The sequence below is a fragment of the Pseudomonas sp. AM8 genome (assembly GCF_036346475.1).
Taxonomy (GTDB): domain Bacteria; phylum Pseudomonadota; class Gammaproteobacteria; order Pseudomonadales; family Pseudomonadaceae; genus Aquipseudomonas; species Aquipseudomonas marginalis.
Genome location: NZ_JAOTNX010000002.1, coordinates 481,820 through 504,124 on the forward strand (window position 1 = coordinate 481,820; position 22,305 = coordinate 504,124).

At 62.8% G+C, this 22,305-nt stretch carries 26 protein-coding genes; 12 read left to right on the forward strand and 14 right to left on the reverse strand.

Annotated elements, in window-relative coordinates; all coding sequences use genetic code 11:
* The first annotated feature begins 29 nt into the window (after positions 1 to 29).
* Positions 30 to 701, forward strand: coding sequence for a Bax inhibitor-1/YccA family protein (locus V3W40_RS07245; RefSeq protein WP_027607314.1), 672 nt, complete (start codon positions 30 to 32; stop codon positions 699 to 701).
* Between the two features lie 63 nt (positions 702 to 764).
* On the opposite strand, the gene murB is transcribed toward V3W40_RS07245, so the two are convergent.
* The 8 genes from murB to V3W40_RS07285 form a co-directional block, all read right to left on the reverse strand.
* Positions 765 to 1,784 (reverse strand): UDP-N-acetylmuramate dehydrogenase, encoded by a 1,020-nt coding sequence (gene murB, locus V3W40_RS07250; RefSeq protein ID WP_330214750.1) that lies wholly within the window; start codon positions 1,782 to 1,784, stop codon positions 765 to 767.
* Positions 1,781 to 2,245, reverse strand: coding sequence for a low molecular weight protein-tyrosine-phosphatase (locus tag V3W40_RS07255; RefSeq protein WP_065940044.1), 465 nt, complete (start codon positions 2,243 to 2,245; stop codon positions 1,781 to 1,783). The genes murB and V3W40_RS07255 overlap by 4 nt, the downstream gene beginning before the upstream one ends.
* Positions 2,245 to 3,009: a 3-deoxy-manno-octulosonate cytidylyltransferase gene (gene kdsB / locus V3W40_RS07260; protein WP_065927093.1), complete on the reverse strand. Its 765-nt coding sequence runs from the start codon at positions 3,007 to 3,009 to the stop codon at positions 2,245 to 2,247. Before kdsB ends, V3W40_RS07255 begins: the two co-directional genes overlap by 1 nt.
* Positions 3,006 to 3,191 carry a Trm112 family protein gene (locus V3W40_RS07265; RefSeq protein WP_003174668.1) on the reverse strand — a complete coding sequence of 62 codons (186 nt, stop codon included), beginning with the start codon at positions 3,189 to 3,191 and terminating at the stop codon, positions 3,006 to 3,008. The genes kdsB and V3W40_RS07265 overlap by 4 nt, the downstream gene beginning before the upstream one ends.
* Positions 3,192 to 3,214: 23 nt before the next feature.
* Positions 3,215 to 4,225, reverse strand: a complete 1,011-nt coding sequence (lpxK, locus tag V3W40_RS07270) for a tetraacyldisaccharide 4'-kinase (protein ID WP_074847165.1) — start codon at positions 4,223 to 4,225, stop codon at positions 3,215 to 3,217.
* Complete coding sequence (locus tag V3W40_RS07275; protein ID WP_027607319.1) at positions 4,225 to 4,653, reverse strand: ExbD/TolR family protein; 429 nt, start codon at positions 4,651 to 4,653, stop codon at positions 4,225 to 4,227. The genes lpxK and V3W40_RS07275 overlap by 1 nt, the downstream gene beginning before the upstream one ends.
* Entirely contained in the window at positions 4,650 to 5,285 is a 636-nt protein-coding gene (locus V3W40_RS07280; protein WP_027607320.1) for a MotA/TolQ/ExbB proton channel family protein, read from the reverse strand. Before V3W40_RS07280 ends, V3W40_RS07275 begins: the two co-directional genes overlap by 4 nt.
* Positions 5,286 to 5,394: 109 nt before the next feature.
* Entirely contained in the window at positions 5,395 to 7,620 is a 2,226-nt protein-coding gene (locus V3W40_RS07285; protein WP_330214751.1) for a ComEC/Rec2 family competence protein, read from the reverse strand.
* A 135-nt stretch (positions 7,621 to 7,755) separates the two neighbouring features.
* On the opposite strand from V3W40_RS07285, the gene V3W40_RS07290 reads away from it, so the two are divergent.
* Positions 7,756 to 8,271, forward strand: coding sequence for a DUF2062 domain-containing protein (locus V3W40_RS07290; RefSeq protein ID WP_027607322.1), 516 nt, complete (start codon positions 7,756 to 7,758; stop codon positions 8,269 to 8,271).
* Between the two features lie 3 nt (positions 8,272 to 8,274).
* Here V3W40_RS07290 and V3W40_RS07295 read toward each other — a convergent pair whose 3' ends face one another.
* Positions 8,275 to 9,642, reverse strand: a complete 1,368-nt coding sequence (locus V3W40_RS07295) for a sensor histidine kinase (protein ID WP_330214752.1) — start codon at positions 9,640 to 9,642, stop codon at positions 8,275 to 8,277.
* Positions 9,632 to 10,360 (reverse strand): response regulator transcription factor, encoded by a 729-nt coding sequence (locus tag V3W40_RS07300; RefSeq protein ID WP_330214753.1) that lies wholly within the window; start codon positions 10,358 to 10,360, stop codon positions 9,632 to 9,634. The genes V3W40_RS07295 and V3W40_RS07300 overlap by 11 nt, the downstream gene beginning before the upstream one ends.
* 205 nt (positions 10,361 to 10,565) lie before the next feature.
* Between V3W40_RS07300 and V3W40_RS07305 the strand changes: the two genes are divergently transcribed.
* The 4 genes from V3W40_RS07305 (at position 10,566) to V3W40_RS07320 (ending at position 15,245) form a co-directional block, all read left to right on the forward strand.
* Complete coding sequence (locus tag V3W40_RS07305; RefSeq protein ID WP_065948339.1) at positions 10,566 to 13,319, forward strand: response regulator; 2,754 nt, start codon at positions 10,566 to 10,568, stop codon at positions 13,317 to 13,319.
* A gap of 23 nt (positions 13,320 to 13,342) precedes the next feature.
* A complete protein-coding gene (locus V3W40_RS07310; RefSeq protein WP_065940052.1) occupies positions 13,343 to 14,332 on the forward strand; it encodes a 2-hydroxyacid dehydrogenase in 990 nt (329 codons plus the stop codon).
* A gap of 71 nt (positions 14,333 to 14,403) precedes the next feature.
* Positions 14,404 to 14,844, forward strand: coding sequence for a hypothetical protein (locus V3W40_RS07315; protein WP_027607327.1), 441 nt, complete (start codon positions 14,404 to 14,406; stop codon positions 14,842 to 14,844).
* Complete coding sequence (locus tag V3W40_RS07320) at positions 14,841 to 15,245, forward strand: META domain-containing protein (protein ID WP_065927086.1); 405 nt, start codon at positions 14,841 to 14,843, stop codon at positions 15,243 to 15,245. The genes V3W40_RS07315 and V3W40_RS07320 overlap by 4 nt, the downstream gene beginning before the upstream one ends.
* A gap of 230 nt (positions 15,246 to 15,475) precedes the next feature.
* Here V3W40_RS07320 and V3W40_RS07325 read toward each other — a convergent pair whose 3' ends face one another.
* Complete coding sequence (locus tag V3W40_RS07325) at positions 15,476 to 15,937, reverse strand: TlpA disulfide reductase family protein (RefSeq protein ID WP_090402869.1); 462 nt, start codon at positions 15,935 to 15,937, stop codon at positions 15,476 to 15,478.
* 115 nt (positions 15,938 to 16,052) lie between these two features.
* Between V3W40_RS07325 and arsC the strand changes: the two genes are divergently transcribed.
* Genes arsC through V3W40_RS07340 form a run of 3 tightly spaced genes read left to right on the forward strand, consistent with a single transcriptional unit; the run spans position 16,053 to position 17,408 of the window.
* Positions 16,053 to 16,406 (forward strand): arsenate reductase (glutaredoxin), encoded by a 354-nt coding sequence (gene arsC, locus V3W40_RS07330; RefSeq protein WP_053128537.1) that lies wholly within the window; start codon positions 16,053 to 16,055, stop codon positions 16,404 to 16,406.
* A complete protein-coding gene (gene wrbA / locus V3W40_RS07335) occupies positions 16,403 to 17,017 on the forward strand; it encodes an NAD(P)H:quinone oxidoreductase (protein ID WP_027606360.1) in 615 nt (204 codons plus the stop codon). Before arsC ends, wrbA begins: the two co-directional genes overlap by 4 nt.
* Positions 17,001 to 17,408 (forward strand): DUF2069 domain-containing protein, encoded by a 408-nt coding sequence (locus tag V3W40_RS07340; RefSeq protein WP_330214754.1) that lies wholly within the window; start codon positions 17,001 to 17,003, stop codon positions 17,406 to 17,408. Before wrbA ends, V3W40_RS07340 begins: the two co-directional genes overlap by 17 nt.
* A gap of 7 nt (positions 17,409 to 17,415) precedes the next feature.
* On the opposite strand, the gene V3W40_RS07345 is transcribed toward V3W40_RS07340, so the two are convergent.
* Positions 17,416 to 18,087 (reverse strand): DNA-3-methyladenine glycosylase I, encoded by a 672-nt coding sequence (locus V3W40_RS07345; RefSeq protein WP_065948341.1) that lies wholly within the window; start codon positions 18,085 to 18,087, stop codon positions 17,416 to 17,418.
* An 80-nt stretch (positions 18,088 to 18,167) separates the two neighbouring features.
* On the reverse strand, positions 18,168 to 18,992 hold the full coding sequence (gene ttcA / locus V3W40_RS07350; protein ID WP_065948342.1) for a tRNA 2-thiocytidine(32) synthetase TtcA: 825 nt from the start codon (positions 18,990 to 18,992) through the stop codon (positions 18,168 to 18,170).
* A gap of 264 nt (positions 18,993 to 19,256) precedes the next feature.
* Here ttcA and V3W40_RS07355 point away from each other — a divergent pair, with 264 nt between their 5' ends.
* Positions 19,257 to 19,859 (forward strand): Yip1 family protein, encoded by a 603-nt coding sequence (locus V3W40_RS07355; protein WP_027606356.1) that lies wholly within the window; start codon positions 19,257 to 19,259, stop codon positions 19,857 to 19,859.
* A 129-nt stretch (positions 19,860 to 19,988) separates the two neighbouring features.
* On the forward strand, positions 19,989 to 20,483 hold the full coding sequence (locus V3W40_RS07360) for a SprT family zinc-dependent metalloprotease (protein WP_027606355.1): 495 nt from the start codon (positions 19,989 to 19,991) through the stop codon (positions 20,481 to 20,483).
* A gap of 95 nt (positions 20,484 to 20,578) precedes the next feature.
* Here V3W40_RS07360 and V3W40_RS07365 read toward each other — a convergent pair whose 3' ends face one another.
* On the reverse strand, positions 20,579 to 21,754 hold the full coding sequence (locus V3W40_RS07365; protein ID WP_330214755.1) for a CaiB/BaiF CoA transferase family protein: 1,176 nt from the start codon (positions 21,752 to 21,754) through the stop codon (positions 20,579 to 20,581).
* 157 nt (positions 21,755 to 21,911) lie between these two features.
* Between V3W40_RS07365 and tusD the strand changes: the two genes are divergently transcribed.
* Positions 21,912 to 22,304, forward strand: coding sequence for a sulfurtransferase complex subunit TusD (gene tusD / locus V3W40_RS07370; RefSeq protein WP_330214756.1), 393 nt, complete (start codon positions 21,912 to 21,914; stop codon positions 22,302 to 22,304).
* Position 22,305 lies beyond the last annotated feature (1 nt).

The following is a 22,305-nucleotide window of genomic DNA, read 5'->3' on the forward strand; positions in this document are numbered from 1 at the left end:
GAACGTTTCAAAACCGAAGGAGTGTCGCCATGCGCGAACAGAATTACGCAGTGAATGGTAACGCGCAGGCTGAGCAGCTTGAAGTCAGCCGCGTGTTGCGCAACACCTATGGCCTGCTCGCCCTTACCCTCGCATTCAGCGGCTTAATGGCGTTCGTGGCCCAGCAGATGCACGTCGGCTACCCGAATATCTTTGTCGTACTGATCGGTTTCTATGGCCTGTTCTTCCTGACCAACAAGCTGCGTGACTCGGCCTGGGGCCTGGTGTCGGCGTTTGCCTTGACCGGTTTCATGGGCTTTATCCTCGGCCCGATCCTCAACCGTTACCTCGGCATGGCCGGTGGTGCGGAAGTGGTCAGCTCGGCGTTTGCCATGACCGCCCTGGTGTTTGGTGGTCTATCGGCCTACGTGCTGGTCACCCGCAAGGACATGAGCTTCCTGGGTGGCTTCATCACCGCGGGCTTCTTCGTGTTGCTGGCGGCGGTGGTGGCGGGCATGTTCTTCCAGATCAGCGGCCTGCAACTGGCGATCAGCGCGGGTTTTGTGCTGTTCTCCTCCGTGTGCATCCTGTTCCAGACCAGCGCCATCATCCACGGCGGTGAACGCAACTACATCATGGCGACCGTCAGCCTGTATGTGTCGATCTACAACCTGTTTATCAGCCTGTTGCAGATCTTCGGCATCATGAGCCGCGACGACTGATTTACTCGCTGCATAAAAAATGCCCCGTATCGAAAGATGCGGGGCATTTTTGTTTTCGGGGTATCAGTACTGGTTGGGTTCCATTTCCAGCTCGACCTTGAAACGCTGGGCGATGTCGCGCTGGATACGCTGGGCCAAGTTAGCAATATCGTGCCCTGTGGCGCCGCCATAGTTGACCAGCACCAGCGCCTGCAGGGCATGCACGCCGGCATCGCCGTCACGAAAGCCCTTCCAGCCGGCCTTGTCGATCAGCCAGCCAGCGGCCAGCTTCATCTGCCCATCCGCCTGTGGGTAAGCCACCAGGTCCGGATACTGTGCCTGTAACTCTTCAGCCAGGGCTTTGGACACCAACGGGTTCTTGAAGAAGCTGCCAGCATTGCCAAGCACTGCCGGGTCGGGCAATTTTTCGCTACGGATGCTGCAAATCGCGCGACTGACATCGCTCGGTGTCGCCTCGGTGATCCCCTGCCCTGCCAGGCGCTGCTGCACTGGGCCGTAGTCGAGCTTGAGGTGGCTGGCGCGGCTCAGGGCAAAGCGTACCCGCAGGATCAACCAGCGCCCGGTTTCGTGCTTGAACAGGCTGTCGCGGTAGGCAAAGTTGCATTCTTCCAGGCTGAAATCGCGCAACTCGCCCGTCTGGCGATCGAGGGCGGTCAAGCCGGCAAAGACGTCCTTGATCTCCACACCGTAGGCACCGATGTTCTGCATGGGGGCGGCACCGACGGTGCCGGGGATCAGGCTGAGGTTTTCCAGACCACAGAAGCCCTGCTCCAGGGTCCACAGCACAAACGGGTGCCAGGCCTCGCCTGCTTCGGCTTCGACCACCACCTGCACGCCATCATCCTGCAGCACGCGAATACCCTGGGTGGCCATGCGCAACACCAGGGCAGGAATGTCCTGGGTCAGCAGCAAGTTGCTGCCACCGCCGATCACCAGCAAGGGCAACGCCTGGGTCGACGCATAGGCCAGTGCCTCGCGCACATCGGCGTCACTGCGGGCCTCGGCGAAGAGTTGGGCACGCACATCAATGCCAAAGCTGTTGAATGGCTTGAGCGACACCTGCGCCAGCACTTGCAAGGTCATAACCGCCCCTTCAATTCGATCACCAATAAATCACACGCCTGCTCGATCAAGTCCAGGACCCGTTCGAAGCCTTGTTCGCCTTCGTAGTAGGGATCTGGCACCTCGTCCACTTCAGCCTCATAGCGCCGCAGGAACAGGTCCAACTCCGCCTTGCCCTGGCCGGGCTGCATGGCCTTGAGGTTGCGCAGGTTGCTGTGGTCCATGGCCAGGATCAGGTCGTACCGTGCAAAGTCGGCGCGGGAGACCTGCCGGGCCCGCTGGGCCGACAAATCGTAGCCGCGCACCAGCGCCGCACGTTGGCTGCGCTGGTCCGGCGGGTTGCCGACATGCCACTCGCCGGTGCCGGCGGACGCTACGTCGACCTGCCCCGCCAACCCGGCTTCGCGCAATTTATGGCGCAGTACGCCCTCAGCGGTGGGCGAGCGGCAGATATTGCCCAGGCAGACAAACAGAACCTCCATCAGGCCCCCAGCAGGCGACGGACGCGCTCAAGGTCTTCCGGGGTATCGACACCCGCAGGCGGTGCTTCCAGAGCATCGCCCACGTGGATGCGTACGCCGTGCCAAAGGGCTCGGAGTTGCTCCAGGGATTCGGTATTTTCCAACCAGCACGGCCCCCAGCTGACGAAGTCATGCAGAAACCCCGCACGATAGGCGTAGATACCTATATGGCGACGATACGGCACGCCTTCCGGCAGCAGGTCAGGGTTCCTGGCGAAGGCGTCGCGCGCCCAGGGCAAGGTCGAACGGCTGAAGGTCAGCGCCAGGCCGTTGACATCACTGACCACCTTGACCACGTTCGGGTTGAACAGGGTGTCGATGTCTTCAATCGGCTCAGCCAGGGTCGCCATACGCGCTTCACCGTGGGCGGCCAGGTTGGCGGCCACCTGGTCGATCACGCCCGGCGGGATCAACGGTTCGTCGCCTTGTACATTGACCACGATGGCGTCTGGCGCCAGGCCCAACTGCGTGGCCACTTCGGCCAGGCGATCGGTGCCGGAGTTGTGATCTTCACGGGTCAGCACCGCTTCGGCGCCGAACCCTTTGCAGGCTTCGATGATGCGCGGATCATCAGTGGCCACCACGACACGCTCAGCGCTGCTTTTGCAGGCCTGCTCCCACACCAGCTGGATCATCGGCTTGCTGCCGATCAGTTGCAGCGGCTTGCCCGGCAGGCGTGTCGAGGCGTAGCGGGAAGGAATGACAACGGTAAAGGCTGTGGTCATTTATCCAGGCGCTCGTCGGTGGTCAGGGTGCGGGCTTCGCTTTCCAGCATCACCGGGATGCCATCACGGATCGGGTACGCCAGGCCGGCGCCCTTGCTGATCAGCTCGGTTTTATCGGCGCTGAGCTTGAGCGGGCCTTTGCAGATCGGGCAAGCGAGGATGTCGAGCAGTTTGGTGTCCATGAGTGTTTCCTGGAAAAAAGCGTTTAAGGCAAAAGACGGGCGGGCAGCAGGCGCATCAGCTGCGTGTCGAACCAGGCGACGAACGCCGGCGACGGCACCGCATCCACCGCAAGGTACCACCAGTCGGGCTGGGCAAAGGCGCGGCACTTCACCGCGTCCTTCTCGGTCATGACCAGTGGCAATGACGGGGTAAAACTCAAGACCTCGGCACTGTAGGGCGCATGGTCGGCGAAAGCATGGGGAATCGGCTGCCAGTGTAGCGTTTCGAGGGTGTTGAAGAAACGTTGCGGGTTGCCGATACCGGCAACCGCATGTACCTGCTGCCCCTCAGGAAAATACGCCAGCGACTGGCGCTCGCCGCTGTGCAGGTTGACCAATGCGGTAGGTTGCAGGCGAAATCCAAAGCCGTCGTCGCGATCCGAGCCGGCACCGTTGTAGAGCAGTGCATCCACACTGTGCAAACGCTCAACCGGTTCGCGCAACGGCCCCGCCGGCAGGCAACGGCGATTGCCCAGGCCCCGGGCGGCGTCGATCAGCACCAGTTCCAGGTCACGGGCCAGGCGGTAGTGTTGCAGCCCGTCGTCGGAGAGGATCAGGTCGAGGGTCTCGCTGGCAAGCAAGGCCTGCACCGCACGACTGCGGTCGGGATCGATCATCAGCGGCACGCCGCAGCGCTGCACGATCAGCAAAGGCTCGTCGCCCGCCACCGTGGCGCTGTGGCTCGCCTCGACGCGCCATGGCAACTGCGGCGGCTTGGCGCCATACCCGCGACTGACCACACCCACCCGCAGGCCACTGCGCCGACAGTGTTCGATCAACCACAGGATCAACGGCGTCTTGCCGGTGCCGCCCACGGTGATATTACCGACCACCACCACCGGCACCGGCGATTGATAGATCTCGCCCTCTCCCGCCAGGAACCGCGCGCGCTTGCGCTGCACCACCCGGCGATACAACGATTCCAGCGGACGCAACAACGCCAGCGCCGGATGGCCCTCGTACCAGGCCTTGAGCAAACGATCGGACATGGCCATCAGGGTTGGCTCGCCGCCTCGACAGTGCTCATGCGCAGATGGCTGAAACCGAGCTTGCCGGCAGCGTCCATCGCAGTGATCACGGCCTGGTGCTGGGTCTTGCCATCGGCACTGATGGACAACGGCATCTTGGTATCGCCGCCGGACTCTTTCTCCAGGGCCGCCATGAGGCTGGCGAGGTCGTTTTTCTCGAGCACCTGGTTATTCACCGAAAACGCGCCGTCGGCGCTGATGGCGATGTCCAGTTGCTTGACTTCCTGGTCTTCGGCCGGCGAACCACTCACGGCTTCCGGCAGGTCGACGCGCAGTTCGGTCTGCCGGGTGAAGGTGGTGGTGACGACAAAAAACAGCAGCAGGATAAACACCACGTCGATCAACGACGCGAGGTTGATGTCGACATTTTCCCGTTGCTTGCGGCGAAATTTCACGCTTTGCCCCCAACCAGGTCCACATCACGGTCGCCCTGCACCACTTCCACCAGCTTGATGGCTTCCTGCTCCATACCGACCACCAGTTCATCGATGCGCCGCTGCAGGAAACGATGGAAGAACACCGAAGGAATACCGACCATCAGGCCCGCCGCCGTGGTAATCAGGGCCTTGGAGATACCGCCGGCCAGCACGGCCGCGTTGGTGGTCATGCCCGAGCCCATGAACGAGCTGAAAATATCGATCATGCCCAGTACCGTCCCCAGCAAACCGAGCAACGGCGCCATGGCTGCGATGGTGCCGAGGGCGTTGATATAGCGTTCCAGTTCATGGATGACCCGGGCGGCGGCCTCTTCGATGCACTCCTTCATGATCTCGCGACCATGCTTGGAGTTGGCCAGGCCGGCGGCGAGGATTTCACCCAGGGGCGAGTTGGCGCGCAGTTCCTTGAGTTTGTCCTTGTCCAGCTGCTTGTTCTTGATCCAGCTCCAGACCTGCCCCAGCAGATGCTCGGGGGTGACGCGACTGGCGCGCAGGGTCCACAAACGTTCGGCAACGATGCCGAGTGCGGCGATGGAGCTCAGGATGATGGGCAACATCATCCAGCCGCCAGATTTGACCAATTCCCACACAGTGAATGTCCCCTCGAAAAAGTGCGCCACTTTACCATATAGGTTCGGCGGCGGGGTTCGTCGGCCATGGACCCGTCTGTCCCAGGCGCCGGCCTTTGGCATGGCCGGCTCAGGGTAACGTTTCGCGCCAAAAACGGCGTTGACTACGCGCAACAGTGGGTGGCTGGAAAGCCCCTAATTGCACGCGCACCGCGCCCAGCTCGGCACTGTCGTATATCTGGCTGCCCAGTCGCTGGTAGCGCTCCACCACCTGCGGGTGAGGATGGCCGAACGCATTGCCACGCCCACGGGAAATCAGCACCGACGTGGGCGCCAGCCGCTGTAGAAAAGGCCAGGACGACGAACTGCGGCTGCCATGGTGAGGGGATTGCAGCCAGTCGGTGTGCACGGCCAACGAAGACGCGAGAAATGCTCGCTCGGCAGCCCGATCAATATCCCCCGTGAGCAGCAGCCGCTCACCATTGGCCTGGACCTGCAGAACACAGGACTTGGGGTTGCCATCAATCGCATCAGGCCACTGCCACAGCTCGAATGCCACACCGTCCCACTCCCACTGTTCGCCGCTGACGCAGGGCTGGGTGGCGAGAAACGCGGGCAACCCTTCGGTTTCACCGCCCACGACACGCCGGATCGGCAACCCTCGGGCAACAGCCGACGCCCCACCGGCATGATCGGCGTCGGCGTGGCTCAGCAGCATCATATCCAGCGTCCCGACGCCGAGCTTTTTCAACGCGGGCACTACCACACGGGCACCGAGGTCAACCGTCCCCGAACGCGGGCCGGCATCGTAGAGCAACGTGTGATGGCGGGTACGCAGGATCAAGGCCTGACCCTGCCCGACATCCAGCTGTACCACCTCCATCCGCCCATGGGGCACGAGCTCGCGGGGTGGAAACACGGCCAACAACAGCAGTGGCAAGCCCAGGGGCCGAAACGGCACGCCGCTGGGCAGCAATAACAGCACCGCGCCGACCAGGCTGATCAGCCAGTAACCCAGGGGCACCTCGGCCGGTATCCAGGCAGGCATTTGCCCAGCGAGCCATGCCAAGCCCCGGAACAACCCGTCAAGCGCCCCGCCCGCCAGCCACAACAAACCCTCCCCGGCATACGGCAGCGGCAACAATGCGCTCCCCAGCAAGGCCAGGGGCAACACCACCAGGCTGATCCACGGCACGGCAACCAGGTTGGCCAGCGGCGCACTGACGCTGACGGGCAAGCCGAGCACCAGCAACACAGGAAACAGACCAACGGCAATCAAGCACTGGGGACGTGTCCATGCCTGCCAGACACTCCACGGCCCCAAGCGCCCACCAAATCCCAGGACCAGCACCGCGACAGCCATGAAGGACAGCCAGAATCCGGGTTGCAGGCTGGCCAGTGGCTCCAGGATCAGCACGCCATTGAGTGCCAGCAACAACGGCCACCAGAAGCCCAGATGACGAAAGCGCAGGCGCCACAACAACACCAGCCCCACCATGACGCAGGCCCGTTGCACCGGCACGCCAAACCCTGCCAGCAGGCCGTACCCCAGCGCGGCGGCAAACGCCAGGCCGCACGCCCACGGCAGCCACGGCCAGGTGCGGGGCCAGCAGCCGTAGCGTGCAAGTAGCGCGACCAAGCCGTAGATCAACCCCGCCAGCAAGCCAATGTGCTGGCCGGAAATCACCAACAGGTGCACCGTGCCAGTGTCCTGCAACACCTGCCAGTCTTCGGCCGCCAGCCCGGAGCCATCCCCCAGCACCAAAGCCGCCAGGCCCGCCTCGCGGCCTTGGGCATCCACCGCCATCAGACGTTGGCGGACAGTGTCACGCCAGGCATGACGAGCCGGTGCCAGGCGCTCACCATCCTTCACCGAGCCGGTGGCGCCAATGCGCTGGGCCAGCAGCCAGGCCTCCTGATCGAAACCGTGAAAATTGAGCAGCCCGGCAGGCCGTTTCAGCGTCACGGCCAGACGCCAGCGCTCGCCACTGCGTACCGGCGGCCCGCCGTGCCAAAACACCCGGATGCGCTTGGGCAACCGGGCGTTGCGCGCCTGGCTGTCGGCCAGCTCAAAACGCACCCCCGTCCCTGTCTGCTGCGGCAACCCGGTTACACGGCCTTCCAGCCATCGCGTCTGGCCATCCAGCACCGGCCGTAGTCGATCATCCAGCGCCCATTGCGCGCTGATGCAGGCCCAGCTCAAACCCAGCAGGAAAAATGCCAGTGGCGACGTACGAAAAGGCAATAGCATCAATGCCAGCACCAACATGGCTATCAGCCACCCCGTCGACGGCAACGCCGGTAGAAAGCGCAAGGCAAGCAACCCCAGCGCGAGCGCGAACATCCCTGTCTTCATGAACCATCCTTTTCAAGTGATCCACTCAGTCTTAGACGAGGGCCCAGCGTGTCCTATGATGTTTTGTCACAAAGTCTGAATTTTCTGTTTATAGAATGCGGGCATACTTGCCCCTCGAACTGACCTGGACCCCCTATGCCTCGGCGCTTATTCAAACGGTACATGCCCGACCCCACCAGTATCAGGGAACACAAGTCATTACAGTTTCTTGGCACGTTGCTGCACGACCCGAACCTCTGGCACCTGAATCGGCATTCCGTGGCACGCGCCATGGCCGTGGGTTTGTTCGCGGCGTTTATCCCGATCCCGTTGCAGATGCTGCTGGCGGCAGTGCTGGCGATCACCGTGCGCGGCAATATGCCCATCGCCATCAGCCTGGTATGGCTGACCAACCCGATCACCATGCCGGTGGTGTTCATCTGCACCTACATGACCGGCGCCTGGCTGATGAATGTGCCACCGCGCAGCCTGCCCGACGACCTGACCTGGGAGTGGATCAGCGGCCAGTTGAGCACGCTGTGGCAGCCCTTCCTGCTGGGTTCGGTGGTGTTGGGGCTGGTGCTGGGCGCACTGGCCTACTGCCTGACCATGGGGTACTGGCGCTGGTGGGTCGCGCACCAATGGAAAAAGCGCAAGCAGCGCCGAGGCTGAGACCTATCGCGCCGGCAACCGCAGGTGCACACGCAGGCCCTGGCCGGTATTTTCCGCCCACAGGCTACCGTCCTGGCGTTGCACGGCATTGCGTGCGATGCTCAGGCCCAGCCCGAAGCCACCATCGCCGGGCCTCGAACCGTCCAGCCGCGTAAACGGCGCAAAGATTCGCTCCAGATCCTGCTCATCGATTCCCCCGCCCTGGTCTTCCAACCAGAGGTGCCAATACTCCCCCTCGCGGCATCCATCCAGGCACACGACCCCCTCCGCCGGGGAATGGCGTATGGCGTTGCGCAGGATATTCTCCAGGGCCTGGGCCAGGGCATTCAGGTTGCCCCGTACCCAACTGTCGGCGCCCAGAAGGCAGGGCAGCCGCGACGCCGGCCAACCGCTTTCAAAGCACGCGTTCTCGCGCAGCATGTCCCACAGCGCCTGCACCTGAATATCTTCTTTGGGCAGCGGCGCCCGCTCGGTATCCAGCCAGGCCAGTTGCAGGCTGTCTTCCACCAGGCGCTGCATGGCATCGATCTCCCGCCCCAGCCGCTCACGCAGGCGCGCAAGATCCTGCTCACTGTCACAGGCCACCCGCAAACGGCTCAAGGGCGTGCGCAGTTCATGGGACATGTCCCTTAACAGCTGCTGTTGCAGCATCACCGTACCCTGCAAGCGCTCGGACATATGATCAAACGCGCGCCCCAGCTCGCCCAATTCGTCCTGGCGGCTGGTGGCGTCGTGGGACATCCGCGTATTCAATTGATCGGCACGCCATGCGTTGGCCTGCTCGCGCAGTTGATTGAGGGGCATGATCAGCAACCGATAGAGGCCGATGCACAGCAACAAGGTAAAGAGGCCGGGAATCACGCCGTTGGTCAGCACCCGCCAGAACAGTTGGTAGCGCCCCGGCATAAAGCGCTGCGGCAGTTCAATCACCAGCGAACCGGCGCCCGGATCCACCGCAAACGGGATCTTCAACCACGGCAACCCCTTGACGTGGCGGCTGACCGGCCAGTCCAGGCCCCGCAGGAAGGTCAGGCGCTGGCTTTCCGTATCGGTCAGCGGGTAGCTGCTCAACGACTGCAAGTCATTGCCGATCACCCCGATCCACGTGCTTTCGCGCTTGCCCATTGCCTGCAGCCACGCATCGACTCCGGCATTGCCGCCCTGGTTCCAGGCCTGCTCGGCGCCTGCCGCATAACCACTCAAGGTGCTCCTGGCCTCATCGGACAGGTAGGCGTTCTTTTGCTCCATGTACCGGCCCCAGGACCAACTGAGCCAGATCATCAGCAAACAGAAGGCGATCAGCAGGCAGGCAAGTTTCCAGAATAACGAGTGCCTGCCCGGCAGCCGTTTCAGCGACGCCTCAAAGCCCATCGTCGTGACCGCTCAGCACATAGCCCTTGCCCCACACCGTGCGTACCTCACGCTCGGTGTAGCCGATGGCCTTGAGCTTGCGGCGGATCTGGCTGATATGCATGTCGAGGCTGCGGTCATGGGGCGCATAACCCCGTTGCAACACGTGCTGGTAGAGGAAGGCTTTGCTGAGGACTTCTTCAGCGTTGCGATGCAGGGTTTCCAGCAGGCGATATTCGCTGCGGGTCAGGCCCGCCCAGTGCTCCTGATGAAAAACATCGCACAGCTCATCGTCGAAACGCAGCGTGCGGGTATCCTCGCGCACGGGCGCAAGCGTCGGCAACGGGCGCCGATCCAGGGCCACCCGCCGCAGGATGGCTTCGATACGCACGCGCAGCTCTACCATGCTGAAGGGCTTTGGCAGGTAATCATCGGCACCCAGGCGAAAGCCGCTGACGCGATCGGTTTCAGCGCCCAGGGCCGACATCAGGATCACCGGAATCGAATGGCTCCGGCGCAGATGGGTGAGGATCGACAAGCCATCCAGGCCCGGCAGCAGAATATCCATCAACACCACGTCGAATGCCTGGTCGCGCGCCATCTCCAAGCCCTGCTGACCGTTCTGGCACCAGGTGACCTGGAAGCCACAGCGCCCCAAATGCTCATGCACATAGGCACCCAGCACGGGGTCATCTTCAATTGTGAGGATACGGGGTAGGACAACTGCTGCGGGATTCATTAGCGTCTGCAAGTCATTCTCAATCACTGATTATTCAAGATAACCCCGCCGCAGGCAATCGCCACACGGCGTCCAACGGCCCGAAGATTGCCCTCTGTCATTAATTTGCAAGATTCCAGGCCGCGCAAATGGCTACACTGCGCAGGTGGCGCGGGCCGGATGCCGGCGCGGAAGATTGATATCAGTGTGGTAGCAGGAGAGTGGCGTGCTTAAAAGAATGGGGATAAAAGGCCGCGTACTGTTGCTGACCTTATTACCGACCAGCCTGATGGCCTTGTTGTTGGGGGGTTACTTCACCTGGATGCAGCTCTCGGAGTTACAGGCCCAGTTGCTGCAACGCGGCGAAATGATCGCCGAGCAGCTGGCGCCCCTGGTGGCCCCCGCCATGGGCAGCAGGAACACCGACCTGCTGGAGCGTATCGCCACCCAATCCCTGGAACAGACGGACGTGCGCACCGTGGCATTCCTCGCGCCGGACCGCACGCCCCTGGCCCACGCCGGCCCGACCATGCTCAACCAGCCGCCGGTGGGCAACAGCTCCCACCTGCTGCAGCGCACCGGCAACGACGCCACGCGCTACCTGCTGCCGGTGTTTGGTCGCCATCGCAACCTGGCGGGCGATTTGATCCCCGATGAAGCCGATCGCCTGCTCGGTTGGGTCGAGGTGGAGTTGTCCCACAACGGCATGTTGCTGCGCGGCTATCGCAGCCTGTTCGCCAGCCTGCTGCTGATTGCCATCGGCCTGATCTGCACCGCAGCCCTGGCCTTGCGCATCAGCCGTACGATCAACGCGCCGATTGGCCTGATCAAGCAAGCGGTGGCCCAACTCAAGGACGGCAACCTGGAAACCCGCCTGCCACCCTTGGGCAGCCAGGAGCTGGATCAACTCGCATCGGGCATCAACCGCATGGCCGAAACCCTGCAAAACGCCCGGGAAGAATTGCAGCACAGCATCGACCAGGCCACCGAAGACGTGCGCCAGAACCTGGAAACCATCGAGATCCAGAACATCGAGCTGGACCTGGCGCGCAAGGAGGCCCTGGAGGCCAGCCGCATCAAGTCCGAGTTCCTGGCGAACATGAGCCATGAAATCCGTACGCCGCTCAACGGCATACTCGGCTTTACCCACCTGCTGCAAAAAAGCGAGCTGACCCCGCGCCAGCTGGACTACCTGGGCACCATCGAAAAATCCGCCGACAACCTGCTGGGCATCATCAACGAGATCCTCGATTTCTCGAAGATCGAGGCCGGCAAGCTGGTGCTCGACAGCATCCCGTTCAACCTGCGGGATCTGCTGCAAGACACCCTCACCATCCTCGCCCCCGCCGCCCATGCCAAGCAGCTGGAACTGGTCAGCCTGGTGTACCGCGACACGCCGCTGGCGCTGGTGGGCGACCCGCTGCGGCTCAAGCAGATCCTGACCAACCTGATCAGCAATGCGATCAAGTTCACCCGCGAAGGCACCATCGTGGCCCGGGCGATGATCGAGGACGAGCAGGAAGACAGCGTGCAACTGCGCATCAGCGTGCAGGACACCGGCATCGGCCTGTCCAGCCAGGACGTGCGGGCGTTGTTCCAGGCGTTCAGCCAGGCCGACAATTCACTGTCGCGCCAGCCCGGCGGCACGGGGCTTGGCCTGGTGATATCCAAGCGCCTGATCGAACAAATGGGCGGTGAAATCGGCGTCGACAGCACGCCGGGCGAAGGCTCTGAATTCTGGATCAGCCTGAACCTGCCCAAGACCCGCGACGACGTCGAAGACCTGCCCTGCGCGCCGTTGTTGGGCCATCGTGTAGCGGTGCTGGAAAACCACGACCTGGCTCGCCAGGCCCTGCAGCACCAATTGGAAGACTGTGGCCTGGAAGTAACGCCGTTCAATACCCTGGAAAGCCTGACCAACGGCATCACCAGCGCTCACCAGACCGAGCAGGCTATCGACCTCGCGGTACTCGGCGTGACCGCCAACGATATTCCGCCCGAGCGCCTCAACCAGCACCTGTGGGACCTCGAACACCTGGGTTGCAAAGTGCTGGTGCTGTGCCCCACCACCGAACAGATGCTGTTCAACGAGTCGGTACCCAACCCCAACAGCCAGTTGCAGGCCAAGCCGGCGTGTACCCGCAAGCTGCGCCGTGCCCTGTCCGACCTGATCAGCCCGCGGCCCTCCCGCAGTGAACCGGGCGAGCCGTTGTCCAGCCGTGCGCCGCGTGTGCTGTGTGTCGACGACAACCCGGCAAACCTGCTGTTGGTGCAAACCCTGCTGGAAGACATGGGCGCGCAGGTCCGGGCAGTGGAAAGCGGCTACGCGGCGGTCGACGCGGTGAAACAGGACACCTTCGACCTGGTGCTGATGGACGTGCAGATGCCGGGCATGGACGGACGCCAGAGCACCGAGGCGATCCGCCAGTGGGAAAGCGAGCGCCATGGCACGCCCTTGCCGGTGGTCGCCCTCACCGCCCACGCCATGGCCAACGAAAAGCGCGCCCTGCTGCAAAGTGGTATGGACGACTACCTGACCAAACCCATCAGCGAACGGCAACTGGCCCAGGTGGTGCTGAAATGGACCGGCCTGGCCCTGCGCAACCAGGTGCCGGAGCGCGCCGTCGAAGGCCTGGGCCCCGGGGTGCAATTGCCGGTGCTGGACCACGAGGAAGGCCTGCGCCTGGCCGCCGGCAAGATGGACCTGGCGGCCGACATGCTGGCCATGCTGCTGGCCTCCCTGGAAGCCGATCGCCAGGCCATTCACGTCGCCCGCGAGGCCAAGGACAACCTGGCCCTGATCGAACGCGTCCACCGTCTGCACGGCGCCACCCGCTACTGTGGCGTGCCGCAACTGCGCGCCGCCTGCCAGCGCGCCGAAACCCTGCTCAAGCAGGACGACGCCAAGGCCATGACCGCGCTGGACGAGCTGGACATGGCCATTGCACGGCTGGCTAGTGAAGCGCGGGTCAGCGCCTGAACTCATCAAAAAGGACGCCTTTGATGCGCGTGATTCTTTTCAGCAGCCAGACCTACGACCGCGACAGTTTCCTCGGCGAACCCTTGCCGCGCGGCCTGGAACTGCAATTCCAACCCGCCCGGCTCAACCTCGACACCGTCGCCCTGGCCGAACACCACGAGGTAGTCTGCGCCTTTATCAACGATGACCTCAGCGCCCCGGTGCTGGAACACCTGGCCAAGGGCGGCACGCGGTTGATCGCGTTGCGTTCGGCCGGCTACAACCATGTGGACCTGCCTGCCGCCAAACGTCTGGGCCTGACCATCGTGCGCGTCCCGGCCTATTCGCCCCATGCGATCGCCGAACACGCGGTGGCCCTGATCCTCGCCCTCAACCGCCGCCTGCATCGCGCCTACAACCGCACCCGCGACGGCGATTTCAGCCTGCATGGCCTCACCGGCTTCGACCTGGTGGGCAAGACCGTCGGCGTGGTCGGCACCGGCCAGATCGGCGCCACGTTCGCCAGGATCATGGCGGGCTTCGGTTGCCGGCTGCTCGCCTACGACCCGTTCCCCAACCCCCAGGTCCAGGCCCTCGGCGCTGACTATGTGAGCCTGCCGGAGCTCTTGGCCCAGGCCCAGATCATCAGCCTGCACTGCCCGCTGACCGCCGACAGCAAGCACCTGATCAATGCGCACTCCCTGGCGCGGATGCAACCCGGCGCCATGCTGATCAACACCGGTCGCGGTGGCCTGGTCGACACGCCAGCGCTGATCGAAGCACTCAAGGACGGCCAGCTCGGCTACCTGGGGCTGGATGTGTACGAGGAGGAAGCCCAGCTGTTTTTCGAGGACCGCTCCGACCTGCCCCTGCAGGACGACGTGCTCGCGCGCCTGCTGACCTTCCCCAACGTGATCGTCACCGCACACCAGGCGTTCCTTACCCGCGAAGCCCTGGCGGCGATTGCCGGCACCACATTGGCCAATATTGCGGCATGGGCCGATGGCCGGGCGCAGAACCTCGTCGAAGGATGATCAGCGGTCACATACCAGGCTCATGATCAGCAGGCACCCGTGATAGGATGCCGCGCCTATTTGGAGGATCCATGGCCGAACACGATTTCCGCTTCAGCTTGCTGAGCCCGCAACACACCCTGATCGAATGCCGTGCCCTGGTGCCGGGCCGTTACCAGGTCACCGGCAACGGTGGCTCGATCAAGCATGACGACGTGCTGATCGTCACCCTGCGCGGCAGTAAAACCTTGTCCATGCGCCTTACCGTCGAAGGTGACGCGCGCTACTCCATCCGCCCTGCCGGCCAGTGGGTCGCCATGGCCCGCGGGCCGAAGTTCGGCGAGCTGGAGATTCACACCTGGAAGGTCAACTGCGACAGCTGCGACACCGTGCTGGAGTTTGAATTCGCGGTGGAAACCAAGCTGACCAAGGAGCCGCTGCAACCGGCCGCCAATGCACGCATTGCCGAGTTGGGTTGGGCCAGCGAAGGCGACAAACATCGTTGCCCGAAATGCCAGAAGGCCGGGCAATGAAAGGCCTGCTTCTGCTCGCCGCCGTCGGTGCGGCCCTGAGTGGCTGCGCCGGTGACGCGGCCAAGCTCAAGCAGGATCACAGCTACGTGGTGGAGTGGATTGGTGAGCGGCCGTTGATGGATTACGCACACCTGACCGTCACCCTCGGCGCCGATGGGCGTGCCTACGGCAACGGCGGTTGCAACCACTGGTTCGCGCCGTACACCCTTGAGGGCGACAAACTCAGCTTCGGCAAGCTCGGCAGCACCCGCAAGCTCTGCGCCGAGGCCCTGATGGAGCAGGAACAGCGCTTCTTCCAGGCCCTGCAAGGCGTACAGCGCTGGGACATCTCGCCGATCGAGCAGACCCGCTTCTGGCCGACCGAAGGCAAGCCGATTCGCCTATGGCTCGAAGAGGGCTGATTCCACCGACCTACAGGTTGGTGAGATTTAAATAATGAGATGGGTTGGCAGGTGGGAAGTTGCTCGGCTGTAGATCTCGTGGGCACCGCTGGGCCCCTGTGGGAGATGTCGAGCTTTAGCGAGGCTTCGATGGCGGCGGCATGGTTGGCAGGTGTGTCGGCTGACACACCGCTATCGGGGCAAGTCGAATCGTCGCACCGCCCCTCCCACATTTGATCGGGGGCAATACTCTAGCCGCGCAAGGCCTTGAGCTTGGCCAGCACCCCTTCCGCCGTCTGCTCACCCATCAACTGCTCGCGCACCTTGCCCTTGTCATCGATGATGTAGGTCACCGGCAACGCTTCGCTGCGCGGAATATCGAAGATCCCATCCGGGTTCTGCGCCAGCACGGTGAACTTGATCCCCAGTTTGTCGCTGGCCTCCTTAAGCTCCGCCCCCTGCACATTGTCGAAGTTAACCCCGAACACCCCCACGCCCTGCCCCTTCAACTGTTCTGCCAGGGCGTTGAGTTCGGGGATTTCCGTACGGCATGGGCCACACCATTCCGCCCAGTAGTTGACCACCAGCCACTGTTTGTCCAGGCGCTCGGCCGCGACCTTCTGGCCGTATTGGTCAACGCCGTAGTCATTGCCGCAGCCGCTGAGCAGCAGGGTTGTGATGATCGCCAATGCACCGATCAGTCGCCTTGTCATGGGGTAATCCTTCGCAAAAATGAACGTTGGCTGCGACCTATCGCCTCTTACGGTTTAAGGACAGGACGCCGCGCAGGTAGAATACCCGCCACCTTACGCAAGATGCGACCCGCACATGACCGATCTGACGCTTTATCACAACCCGCGCTGCTCGAAATCCCGCGGTGCGCTCGAACTGCTGGAAGCCCGAGGCCTCGCCCCCACCGTGGTGCGTTACCTGGAAACCCCGCTGAATGCCGCGCAATTGAAGGCACTGCTGGCCAAGCTGGGCATCAGCGCCCGCCAACTGCTGCGCACCGGCGAAGACGAATACAAGGCCCTCAACCTGGCCGACGCCAGCCTCAGCGAAGCGCAGTTGATCGCCGCGATCGCCGAACACCCCAAGCTGATGGAACGCCCGATCCTGGAAACCGCCGATAAAGCCATCATTGGCCGTCCGCCGGAGAACGTGCTGGAGATCCTGCCGTGACTGCGCCGTATGTGCTGGTGTTGTATTACAGCCGCAATGGCTCGGTGAGCGAAATGGCTCGGCAGATTGCCCGGGGCATCGAGCAAGGCGGCATGGAAGCGCGGCTGCGCACCGTACCGGCGATCTCCACCGAATGCGAAGCCGTGGCGCCGAGCATCCCCGACGAAGGCGCGCTGTACGCCAGCCTCGATGACTTGAAAAACTGCTCGGGCCTGGCCCTGGGCAGCCCGACGCGCTTCGGCAACATGGCCGCGCCGCTCAAGTACTTCCTCGATGGCACCAGCAACCTGTGGCTGACCGGTGCGCTGGTCGGCAAGCCGGCCGGGGTGTTCACCTCCACCGCCAGCCTGCATGGCGGCCAGGAAACCACGCTGATGTCGATGCTGCTGCCGCTGCTGCACCACGGCATGCTGATCACTGGCCTGCCCTACAGCGAACAGGCGCTGCTCGACACCCAGGGCGGCGGCACGCCGTATGGCGCCAGCCACCATGCCGGGCCGGATGGCAAGCGCCTGCTCGACCCGCATGAAATCACCCTGTGCCGGGCCCTGGGCCTGCGCCTGGCCAAGACCGCCACGCTGCTGGAGAACGGCCGTGGCCAGGAAGCCTAAGGTCCTACCGCCGCAAGCGTGGCTGGAGCCACGGGTCAAGGCGGCACGCGCGTTATGCCTGCTGGCGTTTTTCGCCCTGGTGGGTTTGTTGTGCGGGTACTACCTGTTCGTCGCCGACCTGCACGGCGCACGCCCGTGGGTGATCCTGCTGATCGAACTGGTGCCGCTGCTGGTGCTGGCGCCGGGGATGATCATCGGCAGCGCGCGCGGGTATTCGTGGATGTGCTTTGCGGTGAACCTGTATTTCATCAAGGGCGCGCTGGCGGCGTATGACCCGAACCGGCAATGGTTCGGGGTGCTGGAGATGCTGGCCAGCCTGGCGGTGTTTTGCACGGCGCTGCTGTATGTGCGCTGGCGGCACCAGTTGAACCGCCGGTTGGCCATACCCTAGAACCCGGTCAGTGATTCACCGTATAGGCCAGCATCATCGACAGCTGGCACATCGGCCGCCCACTCTCGGCATGCCACTGGTTGAACGCAGCCTGCACCGTGGCCAGGTCGCGCAGGCTGGTGGGTGCCTTGTCGACAATCTTCTGCGCATTCAATGCCGCGACCACGTCATCGCTCGGCACAAAGGTATCCTTGCCCACCATCCGCAAAAAGCGCGGGGCCGACAGCCCGCCCAGCTGATGACCGTGCTTGCTCAGGTATTTCCATAACCCGACGATATCGGTCACCGGCCAGTCGGCGATAAATGCGCCGAAGCTGCCTTTTTCCTGCTCGATGTCCAGGATCATCTGCGCATTGCGCGGCACGCTCTTGAGCTTGCCCAGGTGACGGATGATGCGCGCGTCCTGCATCAGCCGCTCCAGGTGCTCGGCCCCCATCAACACGACTTTTTCCGGGTCGAAGCCGAAGAACACCTGCTCGAAGGCCGGCCACTTGGCATCCACCACGCTGTGTTTCAAGCCGGCGCGAAACACGCGCAACGCCAAGGTCGACAGGTAGCGATCATCACTGATCTTGCGTAACTGCGCCGGAGTCTTGGGCACCGGCAGGTGGGCGTCCAGCTCGGCCGCTGAACCGAAGCGATTCAGACAATATTCGTGCAGCCACTTGTAATCGCGCATGCCCTCTCCTGCTGTTGAATGCTGGCAATGGAATTGAAAACGGCGCCCGCGAGCGCCGTGTGTCAGAGCGTTGAATGAGCTCAGAGGTTCACAACATTGACGAAACGCGGCGCGGCGCTCTCATCGATTTTAAGGCTGGTGAAGTCGAACAGGTTGCGGTCGGCCAATTGCGACGGCTGCACGTTCTGCAGGCTGCGGAAGATACTTTCGGTACGCCCGGGGGTCTTGCGCTCCCAATCCACCAGCATGTCCTTGACCACCTGGCGCTGCAGGTTTTCCTGGGAGCCGCACAGGTTGCACGGGATGATCGGGAATTGCTTGAAGTCGGAATAGGCCTGGATGTCCTTCTCGTTGCAATACGCCAGCGGGCGGATCACCACGTTGCGCCCGTCATCGGCACGCAGCTTGGGCGGCATGGCCTTGAGCGAACCGTTGAAGAACATATTGAGGAAGAAGGTCTCGACAATATCGTCGCGGTGGTGACCCAGGGCCATCTTGGTCGCCCCGATCTCATCGGCAAAGGTGTAGAGCGTGCCACGGCGCAGGCGCGAGCATAGCGAGCAGGTGGTCTTGCCTTCAGGGATCAGTTCCTTGACCACCGAATAGGTGTCTTTTTCGACGATGTGGTACTCGACGCCCAGCGCCTTGAGGTAGGCCGGCAGCACGTGCTCGGGGAAGCCCGGTTGTTTCTGGTCCATATTGACCGCAACGATGTCGAACTTGATCGGCGCGACCTTTTGCAGGTGCAGCAGCACGTCGAGCATGGTGTAGCTGTCTTTGCCGCCGGAGAGGCAGACCATGACCTTGTCGCCGTCCTCGATCATGTTGAAATCGGCGACTGCCTCACCGGCCAGGCGGCGCAGGCGTTTTTGCAGTTTGTTCTGGTTGACCGTAAGAGTGCCCATGGCGCTTGGATCCGCTGGAGGTGTGTGACGAAAAGCCGGGTATTTTACGCAAAAAAAACAGCTAAAGGGCTAACAGTAAAAGACCCCGCCGCGATTAGGCCCCCTGTTTACAGCGCAATTTGCTCTAAAGGCCCTACGGTTATTCCGGTCATCCCTTCCTATACTGCGACTTGAGGTCGCACACATATATCCAGACCTTTGTGGCCATCTGGCCCGTGGGCGCTCCGATGGGGGGCGATGGTAATAACGACAGGAGTGACTGGCATGATCCATCACGTCGTGGGGCTGTTTACCCATCCCGACCAGGAATGGCGGGAAATTCGTGGCGATAAAGAAGAAAGCATCGGCCACATGTACCTCACTCACACCCTGATTCTCGCGGCGATCCCCGCCGTATCGGCTTTTATCGGCACCACCCAGGTCGGCTGGGTCATCGGCAACCGCTCCCCGGTCATGCTGACCCAGGAAAGTGCGCTGTGGATGACTCTCATGTCCTACGCGGCCATGCTCGGCGGCGTGGCAGTGATGGGCGCGTTCATCCACTGGATGGCCCGCACCTACGACGCCAACCCCAGCATGGCGCGGTGCGTGGCGTTTGCCACCTATACCGCGACACCTCTGTTTATCGGCGGGCTGGCGGCGCTCTACCCGCATATGTGGCTGGGCATGGTGGTGGGCACTGCGGCGATCTGCTACACGGTGTACCTGCTGTATGTCGGCGTACCGACCTTCATGAGCATCGATCCGGATGAAGGCTTCCTGTTTTCCAGTTCGATACTGGCCGTAGGGCTGGTGGTGCTGGTGGCGATCATGGCGTTTACCGTGATCGTCTGGGGCCTGGGCGTGGGGCCGATCTACACGAACTGACCCGTTCAATGGCAAAGGCAAGGCCACCGCAAGGTGGCTTTGTGCGTGATGGATGACCATTCGGCGCCTGACAGATTCGGAAACACCCCGCTTTGCGGCATACTGGACGCCTCTGGAGATATGTACAGCATGCCCGAGCAACTCAATACCCGCGTCGAAGATTGTTTCCTGCAAGCCGAATCCTTTTTCAAACGAAGCTTCAAACGCCCCCAGGTCAGCCTCAAGCTGCGGGGCCAGAAGGCCGGTGTCGCGCATTTGCACGAGAACCTGCTGCGCTTCAACCCACAGTTGTACCGAGAAAACAGCCAACACTTCCTGAAACAGACCGTGGCCCATGAGGTGGCGCACCTGATTGCCCACCAATTGTTCGGCGAACGCATCCAGCCCCATGGCGAGGAATGGCAACTGATCATGCGTGGGGTCTATGAACTGCCGCCGGACCGCTGCCACACCTATGCCGTGAAGCGTCGCCAGGTAACCCGCTATATTTATCGTTGCCCGTGTGCCGACAGTGACTTTCCGTTTTCGTCGCAACGCCATGGCATGGTGGCTCAGGGGCGGCGGTACCTGTGTCGGCGCTGTCGGCAGACATTGGTGTTTACCGGCGAAACCAGAGTGGAATAAAGGCCTCATCGGGAGCAAGCCCCCTCCCACATTTTGATCGTATTCACAGGCCTAATGTGGGAGGGGGCTTGCTCCCGATAGCGTCCGCCCAGCCACTACATAATCACCTTGGAGCTGCGCAGCTCGCTGATGCGCTGGGGGCTCAAGCCCAGCTCCGCCAACACTTCATCACTGTGCGCACCCACGGCGACGCCAATGTGCCGGGGCGCTGGCAACCCTTCCGAAAACTTCAACGGGCAGGCTATCTGCGCCTGGCTCGAGCCATCGCCCCTGGGCACCTGGCTGACCAGCGCCCGCGCCTTCAACTGCGGATGGGCCACGGCTTCGCTGAGCGTCAGCACCGGCTCCACGCAGGCATCCACCCCGGTAAACAGCTCGCACAATTGCTCGAAACTGCGCTTCTCGAACTCCACCTGCAAGGCCTGCTTAAGCGCCGGCTGCTGCTCAGGCTTCAAGCCCTGCGCGGCCAACTCCGGGCGGCCCAACGCTTCACACAACTGCTGCATGAAAGCCGGTTCCAGGCTGCCGACCGACATCCAGCGCCCATCTCGGGAGCGGTAGTAATCGTAGAAACTCCCGCCATTGAGCACATGGCCCTCCCGCTCAGGCTCCACACCACACGCCAGGTAACCCGCGCCGGCCATGGCGTTCAGGCTGAACGAGCAATCGGTCATGCTGACATCCAGGTATTGGCCGACCCCGCTCTGCTGCCGGGCGATAACGGCCGCCAGCAGCCCCACCACCGCATGCAGCGAACCGCCGCCCACGTCCGCCAACTGCACGCCCAAGGGCAGTGGCCCGCTGTCCCGGCGCCCGGTGTAACTGGCGACCCCGGCCAGCGCCAGGTAGTTGATGTCATGCCCGGCGCGGTCCTTATAGGGCCCGGTCTGGCCATACCCGGTGATCGACACATAAATCAGCCGCGGGTTGATCGCCTTCAGCGCCTCGTACCCCAGACCCAGGCGTTCCATCACGCCGGGGCGGAATTGTTCGAGGACAATGTCGTAGTCCTTGACCAGTTCGCGCACGATCTCCAGCGCCTGGGCCTGCTTCAAATCCAGCGCCAGGCTGCGTTTGTTGCGATTGAGATAGGCATGACTGGCCGAAGTCCCCCGGTCATGGGGCGGCAGCACCCGCAGCAGGTCCATGCGCGTAGGGGACTCGATGCGCAGCACCTCGGCGCCCATGTCCGCCAGCATCAAGGAAGCAAACGGGCCGGGCAGCAAGGTGGAAAAATCCAGCACTTTGAGGGACGCCAAGGGACCTGACATGGAGACTCCATTTGGGTTTCGGATTCCCACAGACTAGGCAGCCTGGCGCCTACCGGCAATCGTCAGAACGATCATCGAGGGTGACCGTTTTGATCATGGCGGGCTTTTTCGTGGCGGCGGCTTTATCATTGCCCCACGTTTGCTTGCAGAGTGTTCCATGAAGTTTGCGATTGCAGTGTTTTCCGCCGCCCACGCGCCCTCCTCGCGTCGCGCCCTGCTGTTCGCCCAGGCAGTACTGGCCGGCGGGCATGAGATTGTGCGGCTGTTCTTCTATCAGGACGGCGTCTACAACGCCTCCAACACCCTCGTTGCGCCCCAGGATGAGCAGGACGTCGCCCGCCAATGGCGCGAGTTGGTCAATGCGCATCAACTCGACGGCGTGGTGTGCATCGCTGCCGCCTTGCGTCGTGGCGTGCTGAATGCCGAGGAAGCCACGCGCTATCAACGCAGCGCGGCCAACCTGGATGCGCCCTGGGCGTTGTCGGGCCTGGGGCAATTGCACGACGCCGCCCAGGCCGCCGACCGCCTGATCTGTTTTGGAGGGCCGTGAC